General features: G+C 60.9%; 22 protein-coding genes. 15 read left to right on the top strand and 7 right to left on the bottom strand.

Annotation, left to right across the window (positions count from 1 at the left end):
• Window positions 1-39: 39 nt before the first annotated feature.
• Both ACXAC3_RS16685 and ACXAC3_RS16680 read left to right on the top strand, forming a co-directional pair.
• A complete protein-coding gene (locus ACXAC3_RS16685) occupies window positions 40-858 on the top strand; it encodes an MBL fold metallo-hydrolase (protein ID WP_475162504.1) in 819 nt (272 codons plus the stop codon).
• 38 nt (window positions 859-896) lie between these two features.
• A complete protein-coding gene (locus ACXAC3_RS16680; protein WP_475162501.1) occupies window positions 897-2,309 on the top strand; it encodes an FAD-binding oxidoreductase in 1,413 nt (470 codons plus the stop codon).
• Between the two features lie 37 nt (window positions 2,310-2,346).
• Here ACXAC3_RS16680 and ACXAC3_RS16675 read toward each other — a convergent pair whose 3' ends face one another.
• Window positions 2,347-2,829, bottom strand: coding sequence for a fasciclin domain-containing protein (locus tag ACXAC3_RS16675; RefSeq protein ID WP_475162498.1), 483 nt, complete (start codon window positions 2,827-2,829; stop codon window positions 2,347-2,349).
• 168 nt (window positions 2,830-2,997) lie between these two features.
• Entirely contained in the window at window positions 2,998-3,537 is a 540-nt protein-coding gene (locus ACXAC3_RS16670; protein ID WP_475162496.1) for an adenine phosphoribosyltransferase, read from the bottom strand.
• 321 nt (window positions 3,538-3,858) lie between these two features.
• Here ACXAC3_RS16670 and ACXAC3_RS16665 point away from each other — a divergent pair, with 321 nt between their 5' ends.
• Entirely contained in the window at window positions 3,859-4,032 is a 174-nt protein-coding gene (locus tag ACXAC3_RS16665; RefSeq protein WP_475162494.1) for a hypothetical protein, read from the top strand.
• Window positions 4,033-4,036: 4 nt separating this feature from the next.
• Here ACXAC3_RS16665 and ACXAC3_RS16660 read toward each other — a convergent pair whose 3' ends face one another.
• Window positions 4,037-4,666, bottom strand: a complete 630-nt coding sequence (locus ACXAC3_RS16660; protein WP_475162488.1) for a LysE family translocator — start codon at window positions 4,664-4,666, stop codon at window positions 4,037-4,039.
• Window positions 4,667-4,884: 218 nt separating this feature from the next.
• On the opposite strand from ACXAC3_RS16660, the gene ACXAC3_RS16655 reads away from it, so the two are divergent.
• Window positions 4,885-5,748, top strand: a complete 864-nt coding sequence (locus tag ACXAC3_RS16655; protein ID WP_475162487.1) for an alpha/beta hydrolase — start codon at window positions 4,885-4,887, stop codon at window positions 5,746-5,748.
• A 12-nt stretch (window positions 5,749-5,760) separates the two neighbouring features.
• Here the strand turns inward: ACXAC3_RS16655 and ACXAC3_RS16650 are convergent, their stop codons facing one another.
• A complete protein-coding gene (locus tag ACXAC3_RS16650; protein ID WP_475162485.1) occupies window positions 5,761-6,633 on the bottom strand; it encodes an S-methyl-5'-thioadenosine phosphorylase in 873 nt (290 codons plus the stop codon).
• A 72-nt stretch (window positions 6,634-6,705) separates the two neighbouring features.
• Complete coding sequence (locus ACXAC3_RS16645) at window positions 6,706-7,251, bottom strand: hypothetical protein (RefSeq protein ID WP_475162483.1); 546 nt, start codon at window positions 7,249-7,251, stop codon at window positions 6,706-6,708.
• A gap of 177 nt (window positions 7,252-7,428) precedes the next feature.
• On the opposite strand from ACXAC3_RS16645, the gene ACXAC3_RS16640 reads away from it, so the two are divergent.
• The gene (locus ACXAC3_RS16640) at window positions 7,429-9,063 is read left to right on the top strand and encodes a SulP family inorganic anion transporter (RefSeq protein WP_475162481.1); all 1,635 of its coding nucleotides are present in this window, start codon (window positions 7,429-7,431) and stop codon (window positions 9,061-9,063) included.
• Window positions 9,064-9,200: 137 nt separating this feature from the next.
• Here the strand turns inward: ACXAC3_RS16640 and ACXAC3_RS16635 are convergent, their stop codons facing one another.
• Entirely contained in the window at window positions 9,201-9,806 is a 606-nt protein-coding gene (locus ACXAC3_RS16635) for a flavin reductase family protein (protein WP_475162480.1), read from the bottom strand.
• A gap of 71 nt (window positions 9,807-9,877) precedes the next feature.
• Here ACXAC3_RS16635 and ACXAC3_RS16630 point away from each other — a divergent pair, with 71 nt between their 5' ends.
• From ACXAC3_RS16630 to ACXAC3_RS16610, 5 genes are all read left to right on the top strand, one after another.
• On the top strand, window positions 9,878-10,372 hold the full coding sequence (locus ACXAC3_RS16630; RefSeq protein ID WP_475162478.1) for a GNAT family N-acetyltransferase: 495 nt from the start codon (window positions 9,878-9,880) through the stop codon (window positions 10,370-10,372).
• A 53-nt stretch (window positions 10,373-10,425) separates the two neighbouring features.
• Window positions 10,426-11,169 (top strand): EcsC family protein, encoded by a 744-nt coding sequence (locus ACXAC3_RS16625; RefSeq protein ID WP_475162474.1) that lies wholly within the window; start codon window positions 10,426-10,428, stop codon window positions 11,167-11,169.
• A gap of 122 nt (window positions 11,170-11,291) precedes the next feature.
• Window positions 11,292-11,756, top strand: a complete 465-nt coding sequence (locus ACXAC3_RS16620) for an NUDIX hydrolase (protein WP_475162470.1) — start codon at window positions 11,292-11,294, stop codon at window positions 11,754-11,756.
• Between the two features lie 71 nt (window positions 11,757-11,827).
• Window positions 11,828-12,283, top strand: a complete 456-nt coding sequence (locus ACXAC3_RS16615; protein ID WP_475162466.1) for a DUF1178 family protein — start codon at window positions 11,828-11,830, stop codon at window positions 12,281-12,283.
• A 3-nt stretch (window positions 12,284-12,286) separates the two neighbouring features.
• Window positions 12,287-12,925 carry an SDR family NAD(P)-dependent oxidoreductase gene (locus tag ACXAC3_RS16610; protein WP_475162465.1) on the top strand — a complete coding sequence of 213 codons (639 nt, stop codon included), beginning with the start codon at window positions 12,287-12,289 and terminating at the stop codon, window positions 12,923-12,925.
• Here ACXAC3_RS16610 and ACXAC3_RS16605 read toward each other — a convergent pair.
• Window positions 12,919-13,275, bottom strand: coding sequence for a hypothetical protein (locus tag ACXAC3_RS16605; RefSeq protein ID WP_475162464.1), 357 nt, complete (start codon window positions 13,273-13,275; stop codon window positions 12,919-12,921). The two genes, ACXAC3_RS16610 and ACXAC3_RS16605, sit on opposite strands and share 7 nt — an antisense overlap.
• A gap of 164 nt (window positions 13,276-13,439) precedes the next feature.
• Here ACXAC3_RS16605 and ACXAC3_RS16600 point away from each other — a divergent pair, with 164 nt between their 5' ends.
• The 5 genes from ACXAC3_RS16600 to ACXAC3_RS16580 all read left to right on the top strand — a co-directional run bounded on the left by ACXAC3_RS16600 (window position 13,440) and on the right by ACXAC3_RS16580 (window position 20,977).
• A complete protein-coding gene (locus tag ACXAC3_RS16600; RefSeq protein WP_475162462.1) occupies window positions 13,440-14,678 on the top strand; it encodes an aspartate kinase in 1,239 nt (412 codons plus the stop codon).
• Window positions 14,679-14,724: 46 nt separating this feature from the next.
• Window positions 14,725-16,968 (top strand): phosphoenolpyruvate--protein phosphotransferase, encoded by a 2,244-nt coding sequence (gene ptsP / locus ACXAC3_RS16595; protein WP_475162461.1) that lies wholly within the window; start codon window positions 14,725-14,727, stop codon window positions 16,966-16,968.
• Between the two features lie 116 nt (window positions 16,969-17,084).
• Window positions 17,085-18,530 carry a glucose-6-phosphate dehydrogenase gene (gene zwf, locus ACXAC3_RS16590; protein ID WP_475162458.1) on the top strand — a complete coding sequence of 482 codons (1,446 nt, stop codon included), beginning with the start codon at window positions 17,085-17,087 and terminating at the stop codon, window positions 18,528-18,530.
• 1 nt (window position 18,531) lies between these two features.
• Complete coding sequence (gene edd / locus ACXAC3_RS16585) at window positions 18,532-20,337, top strand: phosphogluconate dehydratase (RefSeq protein ID WP_475162456.1); 1,806 nt, start codon at window positions 18,532-18,534, stop codon at window positions 20,335-20,337.
• Between the two features lie 4 nt (window positions 20,338-20,341).
• Window positions 20,342-20,977, top strand: coding sequence for a bifunctional 4-hydroxy-2-oxoglutarate aldolase/2-dehydro-3-deoxy-phosphogluconate aldolase (locus tag ACXAC3_RS16580; RefSeq protein WP_475162454.1), 636 nt, complete (start codon window positions 20,342-20,344; stop codon window positions 20,975-20,977).
• The last annotated feature ends 36 nt before the right edge of the window (window positions 20,978-21,013 follow it).

Raw genomic sequence — 21,013 nt, 5'->3', positions numbered from 1 at the left:
GGGGCATGACTTGTCAGCCTGTTGCGCTACACTCTACGCATGCGCTGGATTTTGGCGGCATTGATGGTGATTTCGGGCGGGGCGGCGGCGCAGGAGCGGCGGCCAAGCCACTGTATTGCCATTGCAGACGCGGCACCGGGGATCGAATTCCTGCACAAAGCGGCCTGGACGGACCCCGTCCCCGAGTTTTCGGTGCGCATCAGCTATATCGCCCATGCTTCCTTTCTGATCCAGACGCGGGGCGGATTGAACGCCGTGACGGATTTCACCGGCTTTATCGGCGGTGCGGATCTGATCCCCGATGTTGTCACCATGAACCACGCGCACAGCACCCATTGGACCGCGCATCCTGATCCGGCAATTCCGCATGTGCTGCCGGGGTGGGGCGACTTCGGGCAGGGGATCGAGCATCATCTGGATCTGGGCGAGATGCTGGTGCGCAATGTCTCGACCGACATCCGCTCGGTCTATGGCGGGGTCGAAGAACGCGGCAATTCGATCTTTGTTTTCGAGATCGAGGGGCTGTGTATCGGTCATCTGGGACATCTGCACCACGTGCCGTCGGATGAGCAGTTTGCAGCGCTGGGTCGGCTGGATGTGGTCATGGCAGCGGTGGATGGGGGAACGACCATGCCCCTGCCTGACATGATTTCGGTGCTAAAGCGGCTGAAAAGTTCAGTCATCATCCCGATGCACTGGTTTTCAGGCTTTTCGCTGGATCGGTTTCTGGTCGATATCCGGGACGATTTTCCGGTAGAACGCGACGGCGTTTCGGAAATCACCGTGTCGCTGCGCACACTGCCTGACCGGCCCACCGTTGTCGTGCTGGAGCCCCGCTATCTGATAGAACTGGAATAGGGCTTGTCGCAGCGCCCCGCCTTGGGCAAGGAATGGGTATGAAACTGAACCCTGCCGACAAAACCCTTGCCGCATCCATCCGCGCAGAACTTGGCGACGACATTCTGCGCCCGGTCGCCGAACGCTATCTGGAAGAGCCGCGCTGCAGGTTCGCGGGCCATGTCGGGCTCTTGGCAGTGCCGCGCAGCGTCGAGGATGTGTCGACCCTTGTGCGTTTGGCCGCAGAGGCTCTGGTTCCCATAGTGCCGTATGGCGGCGGTACCGGTCTGGTAGGCGGGCAGGTTATGACCGACGGTCCTGAACCCTTGCTGATTTCGCTGGAGCGGATGACGGCCATTCGGGCGGTTTATCCCGCCGAAAACACCCTGATCGCCGAGGCTGGCGCCATATTGGCCGATGTTCGGGCCGCCGCCGAAGGGGCTAACCGGTTGTTTCCTCTGTCTCTTGCCGCGCAGGGGTCCTGCCGGATCGGCGGGAACCTTGCGACCAATGCGGGCGGGGTCAACGTGCTGCGCTATGGAAACGCCCGGGATCTGTGCCTGGGTCTTGAGGCGGTGTTGCCAAACGGTGAAATCTGGCACGGGCTCAGCCGATTGCGGAAAGATAATACCGGCTACGACTTGCGCAATCTGCTGGTCGGGGCCGAAGGGACGTTGGGCATTATCACCGCGGCTTCGCTCAAGCTGTTTCCACGCCCTGCTTCCGTCGGAACCGCGATGATTCAGGTTACCTCACCCGAGGCGGCGATTGATCTGCTGGCCCTGGCACGGGATCGGGTGGGCGAGGGCGTCAGCACCTTTGAACTGATCCACCGTCAGGGTCTGCAATTCCTGTCCGAGGTTCAGCCGGATGTCCGGCAACCCTTTGATGCGCAACCAGGCTGGTGCGTTCTGATTGAACTTGGGCTGTCAGCCGGGCAGTCGCCGTCAGATGTGCTGGAAGAGATTTACGTTCTGGCCACCGCGCGCCAACTGGTTGGCGATGCCGTCATTGCTCAAAGCGAAGCACAGCGAGCCGAGCTATGGGCGGTGCGTGAGCGTATCCCCGAGGCCAACCGCCTGATCGGATCGGTTTCGAGCCATGATATTTCCGTACCAATCTCGCGCATTCCCGAGTTCATTCGGCGCGGGGCTGAGGTGGTGGCAAGTTTGGGGCCGTTCCGCATCAATTGCTTTGGGCATCTGGGCGACGGAAACCTGCATTACAACGTGTTCCCGCCGCAAGGTCAAAACCGGTCCGATTTTGATGGGCAAAGGCAAACGGTTAAACGAGCGGTTCATGATCTGGTGGCCGAGTTCGATGGTTCGGTCAGCGCGGAACACGGGGTAGGCCGTCTGAAAACTGATGATCTGGAACGCTATGGCGATCCGGCCAAGTTGCAGGCGATGCGGGCGATCAAGGCCGCGCTTGATCCGAAAGGGATCATGAACCCCGGTGCTGTTCTCAAGTAGCAGGCACCCCGTGAAACCACGGGATGCCCTGTTCCGGCTATGAGCCGGGCATGATCACCTTGTCAATGACGTGGATGACGCCGTTTGTGGTCTCGATATCGGCCTGAACGACGTTGGCGTCATTGACCATCACACCGTTATCCAGATCAATCGTGACATCGCCGCCCTGCACGGTTGCCGCGGTCATGTCGTCCGACAGGTCACCTGACATCACTTTGCCCGGAACGACGTGGTAGGTCAGGATCGCCACCAGTTGATCCTTGTTTTCCGGTTTAAGAAGCGTGTCGACCGTGCCTTCGGGCAGCGCTGCGAAAGCCTCGTCCGTAGGGGCGAAAACGGTAAAAGGACCTTCTCCCTTCAGCGTGTCCACCAGTTCGGCGGCCTGAACGGCGGCGACAAGCGTGTTGAAGCTACCGGCGCCGACCGCAGTGTCCACGATGTCCTTGGCGTGGCCATCTGCGAATGCGGTCGTGCTGAGCAATAGGGTTGCGGACCCTGCGAATGCGAGTTTGCGAAACATGGCGATAATTCCCTTGCTGGAATGCCTTGGTGGCATCAACAGGGGTACGCGCGGTCAGGGCGGCAAGATCACTGGACATGTCGATATGTGCCGCTTGACCCGACTTTGTCCCGCGCTAAGCCCGCGTGGTCCGGAACGTCCACTCACGTTTTTGTGAAACCGGGGGCTTCAGAGGCCTTCGAATTCGCACAGGACATGAACGTCCATGCCCATGTCTTCCAGCACCTTGCGCCCGCCCAGTTCGGGCAGGTCGATGATGAACGAACATGACACGATTTCACCGCCCAGCCGCTCGATCAGCTTGATCCCTGCGGCAGCGGTACCGCCGGTGGCCAACAGGTCATCGACCACCAGGATTTTCTCGCCCGGAAGGATGGCGTCATCATGAATTTCGACGATCGCCTCACCGTATTCCAGTTTGTAATCCTGGCTGATCGTGGTGCCGGGCAGCTTGCCTTTTTTACGGATCGGGACAAAGCCAACGCTCAACTGATGGGCAATGGCACCGCCCAGAATAAAGCCGCGCGCCTCAAGGCCGACGACCTTGTCGATGCGTTCACCGGCATAGGGGTGCAGCATCTGGTCGATCGCAATGCGGAAACCGCGCGGGTCGGCGAACAGGGTGGTGACGTCCCGGAACATGATCCCCTCATGCGGGAAATCAACGATCGTGCGAATGTAATCCTTGACGGTTTTGTTTCTGGACATGGCCAACCCCTTTTGGCGTCAAAACACGCGGGCGTGTTTGGCCCATCAGGGGCAGTCATGCAAGGAAAGATTGGCGCGGCTTATTTGCGGCGCCCCGGAATTGCGTTCGGCAGTCCGTAATAGCGATACAGCGGAGCAGGTAGCCACGACAGATGGGGTTTGCGCCAATTGCGCTGATCTCGCAAAAGAAATGCCTGCGCAGCATGAAGGTTCATTGCCATATTCCTTTTTTATTGTTAGTTGCTCGATAACTACAATTTCTATGCTATGTATATACAATGCATCGCTTACAGAATCAAGTGTTTGACGGGATCGGGGCGCGTGGGAAAGAAAGACGGTAAAGGTTCTACCAAGAAAAACAGTCAGTTGGTCTTGCGTCTGGACAAGGACGAACGCGATGCGTTTGTGGAATTATGCAAGGAACTGGATACTTCGGCCGCGCGCGAAATCCGTCGGTTTATCCGTGGCTTCATGAAGGAAAATGCCGAGGATTGAGGTCTCAGGCCGGGCGGCGCAGCACGGCAGTCGCCACACCCATACCGATCAGGGTCAACCCGCCGAACCGTGTCAGCGCGGCGATGACGCCTGAGCGGCCGATCATCCGGCGCAGGCGATCTGCAAGAACCGCGTAAGCCAGCGCGTTCAGCCAGGCCAGCCCGACAAAGGTAGCGATCAGGATGGCAAATTGCGTTCCCAATGGATCGGCAGGGCGCAGGAACTGCGGCACAAAGGCGATGAAAAAAGCGATGGATTTGGGGTTCAGCGCGGTTACGGCGGCCGTATGGCCAAACACACTATTGGCTGTCACGTTCCGCCCCGTCTCTACCGTCTCCAACCCGCCAGACGGTGCGCTGCGCAGCAATTTTATACCCAGCCACACAAGGTAAGCCGCACCCACCCATTTCAGCACTGAAAACAGCGTGGCAGAGGCCAGAACCAATGCCCCCAGACCCAACAGAGACGCCGTCATCGCCACCAGATCCCCCAAGGCGACTCCGGTGGCCGAGGCGACCGCAACGCTCCGGCCCTTGGACAAAGCATAGCTGAGAACCAGCAGCACGGTTGGGCCGGGGATCAGCAATAACGCGGTCGATGCGGCGACAAAGGCCAGCCATAGATCAAAGGCCATGGGAACTCCTGTCGTGATGTTTTCCACACCAAGCCTTCGCGCAGCAGGAAGGTCAAGCCTTTCGTGGCCCGGAAATGGGGCGGGCGCGAGTCACCTCCCAAGCCCGTCACGACTGCAGAGACTTCGTAAAGAGTTCATTAAGCTTGACCTCCGCGCCTTGAATCGGCTTTCGACGTATCCAAACTCAAGAGCAGAGACCACAGGGGGAGGAGGCAGCGATGGCCCGGACACAGAGCCCAGACAGCAGCGCATTTGCGGAAACTGACCGCGCCGGGACCGGACGTCTCAAGCGCGTCATGTTCCTGTTGGTCCTGATCTGCGGCGCGCTTTATGCGTCGGCTGTGGGGTACATGTATGTCAATCAGAAATCCCTGCTTTACAAGCCCGACGGTGAATTGCCTGACCCCAAGGCGGTTGGCCTTGCTGATGTCGATGTGGTGTCGCTGACTATGCCGGACGGAACCGTGCTGACGGCGTGGTCGGCGCCTGCAGCAGCGGAAGGGGCACCGACAGTTCTGTTCTTCCACGGTCAAAGCGGAAATCTGGGTGATCGCTCGGACCGGCTGCGTGAAATCCTCAACAGCGGGTTTGGCCTGCTTGCGCCCAGCTATCGGGGCTTTCCGGGCAGCGAAGGTGAACCGTCGGAACCGGCGCTGATATCAGACGGCGTTTACATGTTCGACCTGCTGCAAGGCGACGGGGCTGATGTCGTGCTGCATGGACAAAGTCTTGGCACAGGCGTGGCCGCCGCCGTCGCGGAACAGCGCCCACAAGCGCAGTTGCTGGTTCTCGAAGCGCCCTTTACGGCGACCGTGGATGTGGCTGCCGAACGCTATCCGTGGCTTCCGGTATCCGCCCTTATGAAAGACCAGTTTGCAACCCGCGACCTGATGGACCGGATCACGGTTCCCACCCTGATCTTTCACGGCACAGAGGATGAGACTGTTCCGCTGCGTCATGGTGAGGCACTGGCAGAGTTAGCAGGCGAAACGGCCCGGATCTACGTCATCCCGGGCGGCACTCATAACGATCTCTGGGCCCATGGGCTTTGGGATGAGGTGCGCGCAACCTGGTCGCACTAGCGCAGAATATGGTCAGAGAATGCGTCCGGCGACCGCGTCCAGTTTCGCCAGCAAGGCCGGGTCGCGTTTCTCAGGCGCGGTCAGGATCGCGTATTCCAACGCCCGGTCGCAGCCATGCGGGCAGGGCGCGCGGTCGGCACCCAGCAGCGCCGGCAGTCCTTTCACCAGTGCGCGCCCCTTTTCTGCGTTGCCGGTCAGGGTCGCGATGATAGAGGTCACGTCGACCTCTCCGTGATCAGGGTGCCAGCTGTCGTAATCGGTGACCATGGCGATCGAGGCGTAGCAAAGCTCGGCCTCGCGGGCGAGTTTCGCCTCGGGCATGTTGGTCATGCCGATCACGTCGCACCCCCAGTGTTCGCGATACATCTTCGATTCCGCCAGCGACGAGAATTGCGGCCCCTCCATCGCCAGATAGGTGCCGCCGCGATGCATGGTGATCCCGGCGGCCTTGCCGGCGGTCTCACAGGCATCGGACAGGCGCGGGCAGGTCGGATGCGCCACGCTGACATGGGCGACGCAACCGGCGCCGAAAAAGCTCTTTTCCCGCGCAAATGTCCGGTCGATGAACTGATCGACGATCACGAAATCCCCCGGTGCCATATGCTCGCGGAACGACCCGCAGGCGGAAACCGAAATGACATCCGTCACCCCCAGCCGCTTGAGCGCGTCGATGTTGGCCCGATAGGGCACTTCGGTCGGCGAATGGACGTGACCGCGCCCATGTCGCGGCAGGAACGCCATGGCCACACCGTTCAGTGACCCGGTCAATATCTGATCCGAGGCGTCGCCCCAAGGTGTTTCAACCGTGACCCATTCCGCATTTTCCAGCCCGTCAATGTCATAAATGCCTGATCCGCCGATGACGGCAATCCTGGTCTGGGTCACTGGGTCTCTCCAATTATGTTGTCCGGTCCCTGTTTTCTGCGGCGCGCTGCGAGATTTGACAAGAGGCAATACCTATTGCGGCGGCAGCAGACCCCGTGCCCTTGATTGTTCCTGAAAGTCGTCAAGCGCGGCATCGAACTGCTGCAGAGACCAGGTCAGGTCCTGCGATTGGCCGTGGCGGTCCCGAAAGACGAAACGATAGGCTTCACCGGCATGCATCGCCGTAAGAATTTCCTGTGCGCCCGGCCCATCAAAAGTGCAGCTTACCCCGGTCAGGCAACCCGGGTGCCGGGTGCGCCACAAAACGCCGTCGCTGCCATCAATGCGGAACCCTGACGGCCAAAACAGGGTGCCCGGTTCGATACCAAATTCGATCTGATAGCCGTTGGGCGCCGGCGTGATGAAGATATATTGCGCGCCAAATTTCGGCCGGTACGAAAATACCTCGGCCCGGCGGATATAGCACCTTTGACGCAGCGATCCGTTCTCCTCGCGCTCGTCGCAGATTGAGTTCCAGATGTCGAACGCCTCGTAATGGGTCACGCGCCAGTTCCCGGCGGTGTCATTTCCCTGCAAATCCTGCGCAAGTGCCGGGAAGGGGACGAGAAGAAGGAACAAGAACCATCGCATGGCGCAAAGGTGCTTATCGCGGCCCGGGTCTTCAATTCACGAATTTGCGAGGCCGCAGCCATGCGGTAATTGCATATCAGCCTCCCGCCTACTGCGGTGGCTCCGACTCGGGATGACAGGTAGAAGACCCCTTTCGCGCGAACACACCAATCCACAGGACGCCCCATGCCCCGAGCCATGCTGGCAAGCTTTGCCAATCGTATCGTCAAACCCGATCTCCGCTGGGTGCCGGATGAGGGGCTGACCGCCTCGCGCTTGCGGATCGAACTGTTGTCCGGTCTGACCGTTGCGCTGGCTCTTGTCCCCGAGGCGGTGGCGTTTGCCTTCGTCGCCGGGGTTCATCCGCTGGTGGGTTTGTACGCCGCTTTCATGGTGGGGCTGATCACGGCGCTGATCGGCGGTCGTCCGGGCATGATCTCGGGCGCAACCGGTGCGCTGGCGGTGGTCATGGTCGCACTGGTGGCCCAACATGGGGTGGAATACCTGTTCGCCACCGTGGTGCTGATGGGCATCCTTCAGGTGATCGCGGGCGCGATGCACTGGGGGCGCTTTATCCGGCTGGTGCCGCATCCGGTGATGCTGGGCTTTGTGAACGGTCTGGCGATTGTGATTTTTCTGGCGCAGCTGGGCCAGTTCAAGGTGCCCGGCACCATGGAAAACACCGGCCATGGCGTGGGTGGAGGTGAATGGCTCTCGGGGATGCAGCTCTATACCATGCTGGGTCTGGTGGCGCTGACCATGGCGGTGATCTGGATCATGCCGCGGATCACGCGCATCATCCCGGCGCCGCTGGCCGGGATCGTCGTCGTAGCTGCCCTTGTCATCGGCTTTGGCCTGGATGTGCCGCGCGTCGGCGATCTGGCTTCGATCGAAGGCGGGTTGCCGCCGTTCCACATACCGATGGTACCGCTGAATTGGGAAACCTTCGAGATCATTTTGCCTTACGCCGTCATTCTGGCCGCCATCGGCCTGATCGAATCCTTGCTGACCCTGAACCTTGTTGGCGAAATCACCGGCAAACGCGGCGGTGCCTCGCAGGAATGCATTGCGCAGGGCGTTGCCAACGTGGCCACAGGGTTCTTTGGTGGCATGGGCGGTTGTGCGATGATCGGCCAGTCGATGATCAACGTGAAATCCGGCGGTCGCACCCGCATCGCCGGTATCGCGGCGGCGCTGTTCCTGCTGATCTTCATCCTGTTTGCCTCACCCCTGATCGAACGGATCCCGCTGGCCGCTCTGGTAGGTGTGATGTTTATGGTGGTGATCGGCACCTTTGCCTGGAACTCGTTCAAGATCATGCGCAAGGTGCCGCTGATGGATGCCTTCGTGATCGTGCTGGTGACTGTGGTGACCGTGATGGAGGACCTGGCGGTCGCCGTGGTTGTCGGCGTCATCGTCTCGGCGCTGGCCTATGCCTGGAACAATGCCAAGCGCATTCATGCAATTACCCGTGATTTTGTGACCGAAAAAGGCGCGAAGGTTTACGAAATCCAGGGCCCGTTGTTCTTTGGCTCGTCTGAAGGCTTTGTCGAACTGTTCGACGTACCGAATGACCCGGATACCGTCATCGTCGACTTTGCCGAAAGCCGTGTCGTGGACCAGTCTGCTCTGCAAGCCATCGAAAATGTGGCCGCCAAATACGAAGTTGCGGGCAAACGCGTTATGCTGCGCCACCTCAGCCGGGATTGCCACAAGCTGCTGAACAAGGCAGGCCACCTGATGGTCGACAGCGATGACGACCCGGATTACGAACTGGCAGTGGACTATTCGGTTCGCACCGGCATTCTGGGTGGCCACTGAGGGTTGCGAGGCTCGGCCTCGCGCTCCCGAACATTTCCGGCCGGATGAACTCAGGACCCGCTGCTTCATCTGGCCAAAAATACCTCGGGGGAGTCGCCCGTAGGGCGGCGGGGGCTGGCCCCCATGTCACCCCGGGGTCAATCGTCTGGACGGTTGAGTGAAAAAAGCTCGGTGACCACCGAATAATCCCGATATCCCAGCCTTGCCAATGGTTTGAACGAAGTAACGTCAAACTTGCCGTCGCGAATGTGGTCATCCTGAAGGTGCACGCCGGTCACTTCGCCGAATACGACGCGATTGGCATCGCCCGGCAGGGTGACGATCTGCGTGAGTTTGCATTCCAGGGCGGCCGGGGCGTCCAGAACACGGGCGCAGTTGATTGTCTCGCACTCAACAGGTCTAAGTCCGGCATGGGCGAATTCGTCGACATGTTTCGCCAGACCCGCAGAACTGGCATTCATCGCGTCCCGATGCGCATGCGCCACGACATTGACGCAGAACGCGCCTGTCGCCTCAATATTGGCGATGCTGTCCTTGCCGCCGTCCTGATCGTGTTTAGATCCGGTCGATGCGAACATGACCTGTGGCGGCGTGTACGCGACCCCGTTGAAAAAGGAATAGGGGGCCAGATTGTTGTGCCCGTCTGCGTCCCGGGTCGAAATCCAGCCGATCGGGCGCGGTGTGATGATGGCGTTGAACGGGTTATGCGGCAGGCCGTGGCCATCTTCGGGGCGATAGAACATATGGACTCCAAGCGTTTGCCCAAGGCCTAGCGAAGTGCTAGGGCGAATTCCAGCAAGGAAATGAGGGCAGGGTGCAGCAGTTCGGGATCAGACCGGAAGAGCCGGACGATTGGTGGGAGGTCGAGGCCCTCTATGACCTGTGCTTTGCGCCCGGGCGCGAGGCGCTGTCATCATACCGCCTGCGCGACGATATCCCCCCGGTTTCCGGCCTGTCGCTGGTGGCGCGTGATGGTCAGGGCATTCTGGCGGGCGCGATCCGGTTCTGGCCGGTCCATATCAGTGATCACGACGCGCTGTTGCTGGGGCCGGTGGCCGTGCACCCGACCCATCAGGGCGAGGGGCTGGGCGGTTATCTGATCCACGAAGGGATCGGGGCGGGCCGTGAAAAAGGCTGGGACAGGGTCATGCTGGTCGGCGATGCGCCCTATTATTCCAGATTTGGATTTGCCCGTCTGAGCGGGGTGGAAATGCCGCCCCCAACGAACCCGGACCGCGTGCTGGGGTTGGAACTGACCCCCGGAGTTTGGGCCGGTGTCCGCGGGGCGGTGACGCGCTGGTCGCGCTGACCTATTGAATTGGCCGCCTGAAATCCCAATGTTTTACGGGCAGGAGGGTGTGCATGCAGGACGTGGTTCTTGTCGAAAAACTGGATGCCGAGGCCGAACTGGACCGGCTGGCAGAGCACTACCGGTCCGCTGGCGGGCCGGGTGTCAGGTTGTTGAACAGCCTGGGCGGATCGGCTGAATCGCTGTTGGAACAGTTGCCAGAACCTGTGCGGCTGGGCCTGACCGGCGCAACGGAACATGCCCTGTGGTTTGCAATGCACGCGGCCGAAGGGTCCCGGCGCGCCGTTCCCGACCAGCAGCCCTGGGTCAACACTGCGCTGACCACTGCCATGGGCGCAGCAGGGGGGATGGGCGGCCTGACCACTGCTTTGATGGAATTGCCCGCAACCACGGCCATGTTGTTGCGCGCCATCCAGGGTGCGGCGGCCCGTGAAGGGTTCGATCCGTCCGAAGAAGGCGTGAAATTTGATTGCGTTCAGGTTTTGTCGGCTGCGGGGCCGCTATCGAATGATGACGGCGCTGATCTTGGGTTCTTTTCAGTGCGCCTGACACTGACCGGCCCGGCCATGCAGCGCCTGATTGCGGCGGTGGCGCCACGATTGTCGGTTGTGCTGGGGCAAAAGCTGGCCGCTCAGTCCGTTCCCGTGCTGGGTGCCCTTGCCGGCGGTGGCACGAATTATGTCTACACCCGGTACTATCAGCAGATTGCCCGCGTCCATTTTGGCCTCCGACGTCTGGCGATCGACGCCGATATTCCCCATGACGAACTTGTGCGCAAACTTACAACGCGCATGTGACGCCTGTTCCAAGGCTTGGAGATGAACGCCTCATATGGTATTCATGAATTGCCAGCCCGCTAAATAGACGAAAATGAAAGGGTCGGCAGCAGGCACGAATTCCGACTGAAAGGCGATACGGCGTGATTGACGCAGGGCTTTCGCAGCTTACGTTGGCAAACCCCGGACACCTGCCGGTGTTGCGGCAGGCGGCGGCCCTGTGTTACCGCCTTGATCGCGGCCGGCCCGAGGTTTTGCTGATTACAACGCGCAAGTCCCGAAGATGGATCATACCCAAAGGGTGGCTGATCGACGGGCTGACGCCGTCCCAGACGGCACGACAGGAAGCCTGGGAAGAGGCCGGTGTTCGGGGCGAGTGCACCGGGCAGGCCATAGGGTGTTTTTCCTATTTCAAACATCGCCCCAAACGGGGCTCGGTTCTGTGTGCCGTGGATGTCTATCCGATTCTAACACGTTCAACGGCTTCGAAATTTCCCGAGTGCGATCAGCGGCAAAGAAAGTGGCTGCCGCCCAAAAAGGCGGCCGCCCGGGTCAATTCACCGGAACTTGCCTTATTGTTACGCAAGGTTGGGCCTTTCCCACATTAAATGGCCGCTTACAGGGCTTGATATTGCCTTGTCCCTCGGTATCTATTTGGCAACCGACATTTGGACGGAACATGATTCAATACGCGTTGAAATGCAGCGACGGCCATACATTTGACAGTTGGTTTCAATCGGCTGCCGCTTACGACAAACTGGCATCGGCGGGCATGGTGACATGCGCCGTTTGCGGCTGTTCGCAGGTTGAAAAGGCGATCATGACGCCACGCGTCCGCCCCGCCCGCGGCAGCGAAACACGCGCCGAACCGCAGGCCGCAGCGCCCGATCAGATCAGTGTCGCAACCCCGCCGCCAGATGTTGAGAAGGTGTTGGCTGAACTGCGCCGCAAGGTCGAAGAAAGCTCTGACTATGTGGGCAAGGATTTTGCCAGCGAGGCGCGCAAGATTCATCTGGGCGACGCGCCGGTTCGCTCGATTTACGGCGAAGCCAAGCCCGAGGACGCGCAGGCGCTGATTGATGACGGCGTGCCGGTTGCGCCCCTGCCTTTTGTTCCCAGTCGAAAGACGAACTGATCCATGCATGTGGTGATCACCGGGGCCAATCGCGGGATTGGAAAGACCCTGGCGGATCGCTATCGCGCACGGGGCGACACCCTGACCGGCACGGCGCGGGATGACAGCGCGCAGGTGGTTCTGGATGTGACCGACCCGGTCCAGCAGGCCGGTATGGCCGCGCAGTTGCGTGACAAACCGGTCGATCTGTTGATCTGCAATGCCGGAGTGTATCTGGACAAAGGGCAGGACATCAGCGGCTATCCGGCCGAAATGTGGGCCCGGAGCTTTGCCGCAAATGTAACGGGCGTGTTTCTGACCGTTCAGTCGCTTTTACCGAACTTGCGCGCGGCCAGGGGCAGGATTGCGATCATCTCGTCGCAAATGGCCTCTCACACACGGGCGCCGGGGGGCAGTTACATCTATCGCGCCTCCAAGGCTGCGGTTTTGAATCTGGGCCGGAATCTGGCTGTTGACTTGCGCGGCGACGGGATTGCCGTAGGTATCTATCACCCCGGCTGGGTGCAGACAGATATGGGCGGTGCGCGGGCAGAGATCACTGCCGAGCAGGCCGCAGACGGCCTGATCGACCGCTTTGAGGCGCTTTCGCTGGAATCTTCGGGCTGTTTCGAAACCTGGGACGGCCGGCCGCACGCCTACTGAGCGGTCAGCGCCGCCTGCGGGATTTCATACACCTCGCCCGGGTCGATAAAGATCACCATAGTATCGCCGCGCGTTTCATAGCTGAGCGCCGACGGCGAGCTGCTGGAATTCGGCACGCCATCGCGGAAATAGATGCTGCGAACCTCTCCGTTCCCGATCCCAACTGCGAGGGTCGTGGTGCCGTCGTCATGGTGGCGCAATTCCGCGTGGCAGTTGCGCAGTGGCTCACCGGCTATCGAGGCGCAGGGAACGGTGCCAAGGGAATTCTTGCCGTCGGTTCCGGCCAAAGTGGACGTCTGTGCGAACGCGGATGTGGACAGCAGGGTAAATGCGATGGCTGGGCGGAACATGAAAACCTCGTGGAATATTGGCCGCCTGCAAGCTGACACTGCTGCGATCTGATGTAAAGCGACCCGACACAGTGATCGGGGCGGTATTGAACCCTTGCCCTGACGCCCCCCCTCGCATAAGACGCACGGGACCTGAATTCCAAGGCGCGGAGATACCACCCCCCATGCCCGTACTCGTTATGAAATTCGGTGGCACTTCGGTTGCCAATCTTGACCGCATCCGCCGCGCGGCAAAACGCATCGGCGTCGAGGTTGCCAAGGGCTATGACGTGATCGTCATCGTTTCGGCCATGTCCGGCAAGACAAACGAACTGGTGGGCTGGGTCAATGAAACGTCGCCCCTTTTCGATGCGCGCGAATATGACGCCGTGGTCTCGTCGGGCGAGAATGTGACCGCGGGCCTGATGGCACTGACGTTGCAGGAAATGGACGTTCCGGCCCGCAGCTGGCAGGGCTGGCAGGTACCCCTGTTGACCACCAGCGCCCACAGCCAGGCCCGGATTGAGGAAATCCCGACTGACAATATCAACCAGAAATTTGGCGAAGGCATGCGGGTTGCCGTTGTCGCCGGTTTTCAGGGTCTCAGCCCCGAAGGGCGGATTACCACGCTAGGCCGGGGCGGGTCAGACACCACCGCCGTGGCCTTTGCCGCCGCGTTCGGTGCCGAACGCTGTGACATCTACACAGACGTGGACGGCGTTTACACGACCGATCCGCGAATCTGCGAAAAAGCCCGCAAGCTGGACAAGATTTCGTTTGAAGAAATGCTGGAACTGGCTTCGCTGGGGGCCAAGGTTCTGCAAACTCGCTCGGTCGAGCTGGCGATGCGCTACAAGGTGCGCCTGCGGGTGCTGTCCAGTTTCGAAGAACAGTCCGACAATGCAGGCACGCTGGTCTGCGATGAGGAGGATATCATGGAATCCAACGTAGTGGCCGGTGTGGCCTATTCCCGCGACGAAGCCAAAATGACCGTCGTTTCGGTGGCGGACCGGCCCGGCATCGCCTCGATCATCTTCACCGCTCTCAGTGATGAGGGTGTGAATGTGGACATGATTGTCCAGAACATCTCGGACGAGGGGCGCACGGACATGACCTTTTCGTGCCCCACCGATCAGGTGGCGCGCGCCGAGCAGGCGTTGCTTGCCATCAAGGAAAAGGGTGAACTGAACTATGCGGAACTGGTCGCAGACGAGGATGTCTGCAAGGTTTCGGTCGTGGGGATCGGTATGCGCTCGCAGTCGGGTGTGGCGGCGAAAATGTTCAAGGTACTCTCGGATGAGGGGATCAACATCAAGGTCATTACAACCTCTGAGATAAAAATTTCCGTGCTTGTCGACAGGAAATACATGGAACTTGCTGTTCAGGCACTGCATGATGCCTTTGAACTGGACAAGGCGGCCTGAGCAATTCAGCCAAGGGTCTCGCCTGACACCGTAATTTGGTTGGGCCATGGCGGACGGCACCGAAACAGAATCCCGCAAGCTGCTGGGGCGGCTGCGCGAGGAAATGGCAAGCGAAGCCGCCGGTCAGGAGCGTCTTGACCGGATCACCCACCTGATTGCGGACAGCATCAGGGCCGAGGTTTGCTCGGTCTACCTGTTCCGCGACGAAGAAACGCTTGAGCTTTGCGCGACCGAGGGGCTGTCACCCGAGGCAGTCCATAAAACCCGCATGCGCATGGGTGAGGGGCTGGTGGGCCGTGTCGCCAGATCGGGCAAGGTGGTCAACACCCCGGATGCGCCCTCCGCCAAGGGTTTCCGGTACATGCCCGAAACGGGTGAGGAGAGGTTCTCTTCCTTCCTGGGCGTTCCGGTTCAGCGACTGGGGGAAAAGCTGGGCGTTCTTGTGGTTCAGTCCCGCGAAGCGCGCAAGTTTTCCGCAGATGAGGTTTATGCGCTGGAAGTGGTGGCGATGGTTTTGGCCGAAATGGCCGAACTGGGCGCCTTTGTGGGTGAAGGCGCCGCCCTGTCGCCTCGGCACCAGCAATCGGTTCAGCTGACCGGCGGACCCGCGCAGGAAGGCTCAGCCGAGGGGCATGTCTGGCTGCACGAACCCCGGGTGGTTGTTACCAATCCCATCGCTGAAGACCCGCGCCGCGAACGCGAACGCCTGAGCGAAGCGGTGGAAGAATTGCGCGTGGGTGTCGACAAGATGCTCGAAATCTCGCAAGGCGGCGATAAGGAGCAGTTGCAGGTTCTCGAAGCCTACCGGATGTTCGCCAATTCCAAAGGCTGGATGCGCCGGATGGAAGAAGATATCGGCCTCGGCCTCAGCGCCGAGGCCGCGGTCGAGAAAGAGCAATCGCAGGCCCGGGCCCGCATGGGCCAGGTCACAGACCCCTATCTGCGCGAGCGTCTGGCCGATCTGGATGACCTCAGCAACCGGCTGTTGCGGATTCTGACCGGGCAGGGAAAGACGAACGGCGCCGATCTGCCGCCTGATCCGATCCTGGTCGCACGCAATATCGGGCCTGGGGACCTGCTGGAATATGGGCGCTCGCTCAAGGGGATCGTGCTTGAGGAAGGCTCGGTCGGCAGCCACGCTACAATCGTGGCCCGTGCGCTGGCGATTCCGCTGGTTGTCCATGTCGGCCGTATCACGACCGAGGCGCTGAACGGCGATCATATTCTTGTCGACGGGGATCATGGCATCGTGCACCTGCGCCCGGAGGACACTGTTGTCAGCGCGTTCCGCGACAAGATCGCCATGCAGGCCAAGGCGCAGGAACGTTATGCTTCGATCCGGGAAACGCCGACGGTAACGCGCGACGGTGAACGCATCAATCTGGTGATGAACGCGGGTCTGATGGCAGACCTGCCGTCGCTGAACAACTCAGGGGCCGAAGGGGTGGGCCTGTTTCGGACCGAACTGCAATTTCTGATCCGAAACCAGATGCCGAAACGATCCGAGCTTGTGACGCAATATAAACGGGTTCTGGATGCCGCGGGCGACAAGCGCGTGGTATTCCGCACGCTCGATATCGGCTCGGACAAGGTTCTGCCCTATATGAAGCATGTGGCAGAGCCGAACCCGGCGCTGGGTTGGCGGGCGATCCGCGTGGGTCTGGACAAACGCGGTGTCATGCGGATGCAGTTGCAGGCGCTGATGCGCGCCGCCAATGGCCGTCCGCTGACGGTGATGTTCCCTTTTGTGGCGCAAGCTGATGAATTCCGCGAAGCCCGCTGGGAAGTCAACAAAACCATCGAGCGCGAAAAACGTCTGGGTCACGCCCTGCCTGAAGCGATCGAAGTCGGTGCCATGCTAGAGACCCCGTCGCTTGCCTTCGCACCGCAGAAGTTCTTTGACGAGGTCGATTTCATTTCAATCGGTGGCAATGACTTGAAACAGTTCTTCTTTGCCGCAGACCGGGAAAACGAACTTGTGCGGCGTCGCTATGACACGCTGAACGTCAGCTTCCTGAGCTTTATCGAGCGGATCGTCGAGCGTTGTAATATCTCGAACACACCGCTCAGCTTTTGCGGCGAAGATGCCGGCCGCCCGGTTGAGGCCCTGTGTCTGGCCGCGATGGGTATCCGCACGCTGTCGATGCGCCCGGCCTCGATCGGACCGGTCAAAAGTGTGCTGCTCCGGGCTGACCTGCAGTCCTTGCGCAAGATCATCGCCGACTCGCGGCATCGTGGTGAACAATCGGTGCGGCCTGCCGTCATGGAATGGTTACGAAATCAGGGTTGATTTTCAGGTCGCGGTACCCTAATCAGAACGCGAATGTTAGCGGTAACATCACGTGCCCCCCAAGCTCTCTTCGGTTGGGGGCAGATGAAACCGGCAAGATCTGAAGGAGCCTGTCGATGGTTTCACGCGTAATTCCGGTTAACCCGTTCGATCTGGTGTTGTTCGGTGCCACCGGCGATCTGGCTCAGCGCAAAATATTGCCGGGTCTTTATCACCGGTTCGAAGTCGGGCAGATGCCCGAAGACGCCCGGATCATCGGGACGGCGCGGTCGAAGATGGACAGCGACGGCTTTCGCGACCAGATCCGAACGGCGATGAAGGAATTTGCACCTGCGTTCAAACAGGACGTCCTGGATCGGTTTCTGAGCCGGGTGGAATACGTTGCGGTGGACGCGCTGGGCGATGCGGGGTGGCCGGAACTGACCAAAGTGCTGCGCCCGGATGTCGTGCGCGCCTTCTACCTGTCCGTTGGGCCCAAGCTGTTTCCGGGTATCGCTCAAAAGCTGCACGATCAGGGCCTTGCAACGCCCGACAGCCGTATCGTGGTGGAAAAACCCTTTGGCCACGATCTGGCCTCGGCTCAGGCGCTGAACAAAGGGTTGCGCGCCTGTTTTGAAGAGCATCAGATTTACCGGATCGACCATTATCTGGGCAAGGAAACAGTGCAGAACCTGATGGCGTTGCGCTTTGCCAATTCCCTGTTCGAACCGCTGTGGAATTCTACCCATATCGACCACGTTCAGATCACTGTGGCGGAAACCGTTGGGGTCGAGGGGCGCGGTGCCTATTACGATCAGTCCGGTGCCATGCGCGATATGATCCAGAACCACCTTGTGCAACTGCTGTGCCTGACCGCGATGGAGCCGCCTTCGAAATTCGCCCCCAACGCGGTGCGCGACGAAAAGGTCAAGGTGATCGAAGCGTTGGAACCTGTGGCACCTGCGGATATCGCGCGGGGGCAGTACCGCACGGGTAAGGGCGGTGACGGGTATCTGGACCATGTCGATAACCCGGCCAGCCGCACCGAAAGCTACATTGCGCTCAAGGTGCATCTGGGCAACTGGCGCTGGGCAGGTGTGCCGTTCTACCTGCGGACCGGGAAACGTCTGCGTGCGCGGGAGTCCGAGATCGCCGTGTTTTTCCGCGATCCTCCGCACACGATCTTCCCCAATGTCGGCCCGCTGCATGGCAACGTGCTGGTGATCCGGCTCCAGCCCGACGAAGGCATCACCCTGCGCACCACGATCAAGGATCCGGGACCGGGCGGTTTCCGCCTGTCGGACGTCGCGCTGGACATGAGCTTCGCCGACGCGCTCGGCGCGGATGCCAGCGCGCCGGACGCCTATGAGAGGCTGGTGATGGACGTGATCCGCGGCGACCAGACCCTTTTCATGCGCGGGGACGAAGCCGAGGCCGCCTGGGCCTGGGTCGATCCCATCATTCGCGATTGGGAAGACCGCGGCGACCGCCCCTCGCGCTATGATCAGGGCAGTTCGGGTCCCGAAGAAGCATTGATGCTGATGCATCGCGACGGGCGCCGCTGGCGCCAGATCGGAGGATAACATGGTTCACGCAGTCATCACCGACGTCACCAAACGGATTATCGACCGCAGCGCGCCTCTGCGGGGTCCACATCTGGAACGGATGGAGCAGGCCCGGTCCAAGGGTCCGGCCCGGGCCCATCTGTCGTGCAGCGGTCAGGCCCATGCCTATGCCGGGGCCGGTGAGGATCAGCAGTCGATGGCCACCGGAACAGCCGGAAATCTGGGCATCGTCACTGCGTATAACGACATGCTTTCTGCTCACCAGCCCTTCGAACGCTATCCCGAATTGATCCGTCAGGCGATCCGCGCCGCGGGTGGAACCGCTCAGGTCGCGGGCGGCGTGCCCGCCATGTGCGACGGCGTCACGCAGGGCGAGGCGGGGATGGAACTGTCCCTGTTCTCGCGCGATGTGATCGCCTTGGCGACCGGTGTCGCGCTGAGCCACAACACCTATGATGCGGCCGTTTTCCTGGGGGTCTGCGACAAGATCGTACCCGGTCTGGTCATCGGCGCGCAGGCGTTCGGCCATCTGCCGGCGGTCTTCCTGCCCGCAGGCCCGATGACCAGCGGTCTGCCCAACGATGAAAAGGCCAAGGTTCGCCAGAAATTCGCTGCCGGAGAAGTGGGCCGCGAAGAACTGATGGCCGCCGAAATGGCCGCCTATCACGGCCCCGGCACCTGCACATTCTACGGTACCGCCAACACCAACCAGATGCTGATGGAATTCATGGGCCTGCATCTTCCGGGCTCCAGCTTCATCAACCCCAACACGCCGTTGCGCGATGCCCTGACCGAAGAAGGCGCCCGCAGGGCCCTGTCCCTCAGCGCGCTGGGCAATCATTATACGCCGGTTTGCCAGATTCTGGATGAACGCGCTTTCGTCAACGGCATCGTGGGCCTGATGGCTACGGGCGGTTCGACCAACCTGCTGATCCACCTGATCGCGATGGCGCGGGCGGGTGGCATCGTTCTGGACTGGCAGGATTTTTCCGATATTTCCGCCGTTGTGCCTCTGGTCGCGCGCGTCTATCCGAACGGTCTGGCCGACGTGAACCATTTCCACGCCGCAGGCGGGCTGGGATATTGCATCGGCACTTTGCTGGACGATGGCTTGCTGCACCCCGACACCCTGACCGTCGCAGGACAGGGGCTGCACAACTACACCAAGGAACCCAAGCTGAAGAACGGGGAACTGATCTGGGAGGAAGGCGCAGGGCACAGCCTCAATGAAAAGATCGTTCGCTCCGCGAAAGACCCGTTCCAGCCGACCGGCGGCCTGTCACGCCTGACCGGAAATCTGGGCACCGGCGTTATGAAAGTGTCGGCCGTTGCGCCGGAACATCAGGTGGTCGAGGCCCCGGTCCGCGTGTTCCACGATCAGGATGAGGTCAAAGCCGCCTTCAGGGCCGGGGAATTCACCGGCGACGCCATTGTTGTGGTTCGTTTCCAGGGACCAAAGGCCAACGGGATGCCGGAACTGCACTCGCTGACTCCGATCCTGTCGATCCTGCAGGGCCGTGGGCAAAAGGTGGCGCTGGTCACAGACGGGCGCATGTCCGGCGCATCGGGCAAGGTCCCCGCCGCCATCCATGTCTGCCCCGAGGCGCTGGACGGCGGTCCGATCGCCTATCTGCAGGACGGGGACCTGATGCGCGTGGACGCCGTAAAGGGCGAGTTGGAGATCCTGACCGAAGGCGTCTTTGACCGCGCCCCCGTGACCGCCGATCTTTCGGCCAATCAACACGGCGTCGGTCGCGATCTCTTTGCCGCATTTCGCGCCAATGTCGGCTCTGCCGATGCCGGTGCCAGCATATTCGGAGCCTGAACCCATGTCCGTCAAAACCCAACGCACCCGTGAAATCTGCGCTCTCGCGCCTATCGTTCCGGTTCTCGTCGTCGATGACGCCGCACAGGCGCGCCCTTTGGCCGAAGCGCTGGTTGCCGGCGGCCTTCCCGCGCTGGAAGTGACCTTGCGCACTCCGGCGGCGCTGGATGCCATTCGCGCCATGGCCCAGGTCCCGGGTGGCGTTGTGGGCGCGGGTACCCTTGTCACACCCGAAGACGTTCGTGCCGCGAAGGAGGCGGGGGCCCAGTTCGGCGTCTCTCCGGGTGCGACCAAAGCTCTGATTGCGGCCTGTGAAGCAGAGGGCCTGCCGCTGCTGCCCGGCGCGGCCACAGCCAGCGAGGCGATGCAATTGCTAGAGCAGGGTTATGACATGCTGAAATTCTTCCCGGCCGAGGCTTCGGGCGGTGCCCCTGCGCTGAAGGCCATTGGTGCCCCTCTGCCGCAGATCAAGTTCTGCCCGACCGGTGGGGTGTCGCCGTCAAACGCGCATGATTACCTGTCGCTGTCGAACGTGGTCTGCGCCGGCGGCAGCTGGGTTGCACCAAAACAGAAGGTGCAGGATGGCGACTGGTCAGGAATAGAATCCCTGGCGCGCGAGGCGTCCCGGCTGATGGATTGACGCCGTCCGATGCTTCGCTAGGGTGGGCGTCAATTC

It is taken from the genome of Ruegeria sp. ABV4_181, from assembly GCF_056158465.1.
This window is presented reverse-complemented; position numbering and strand designations above follow the sequence as displayed.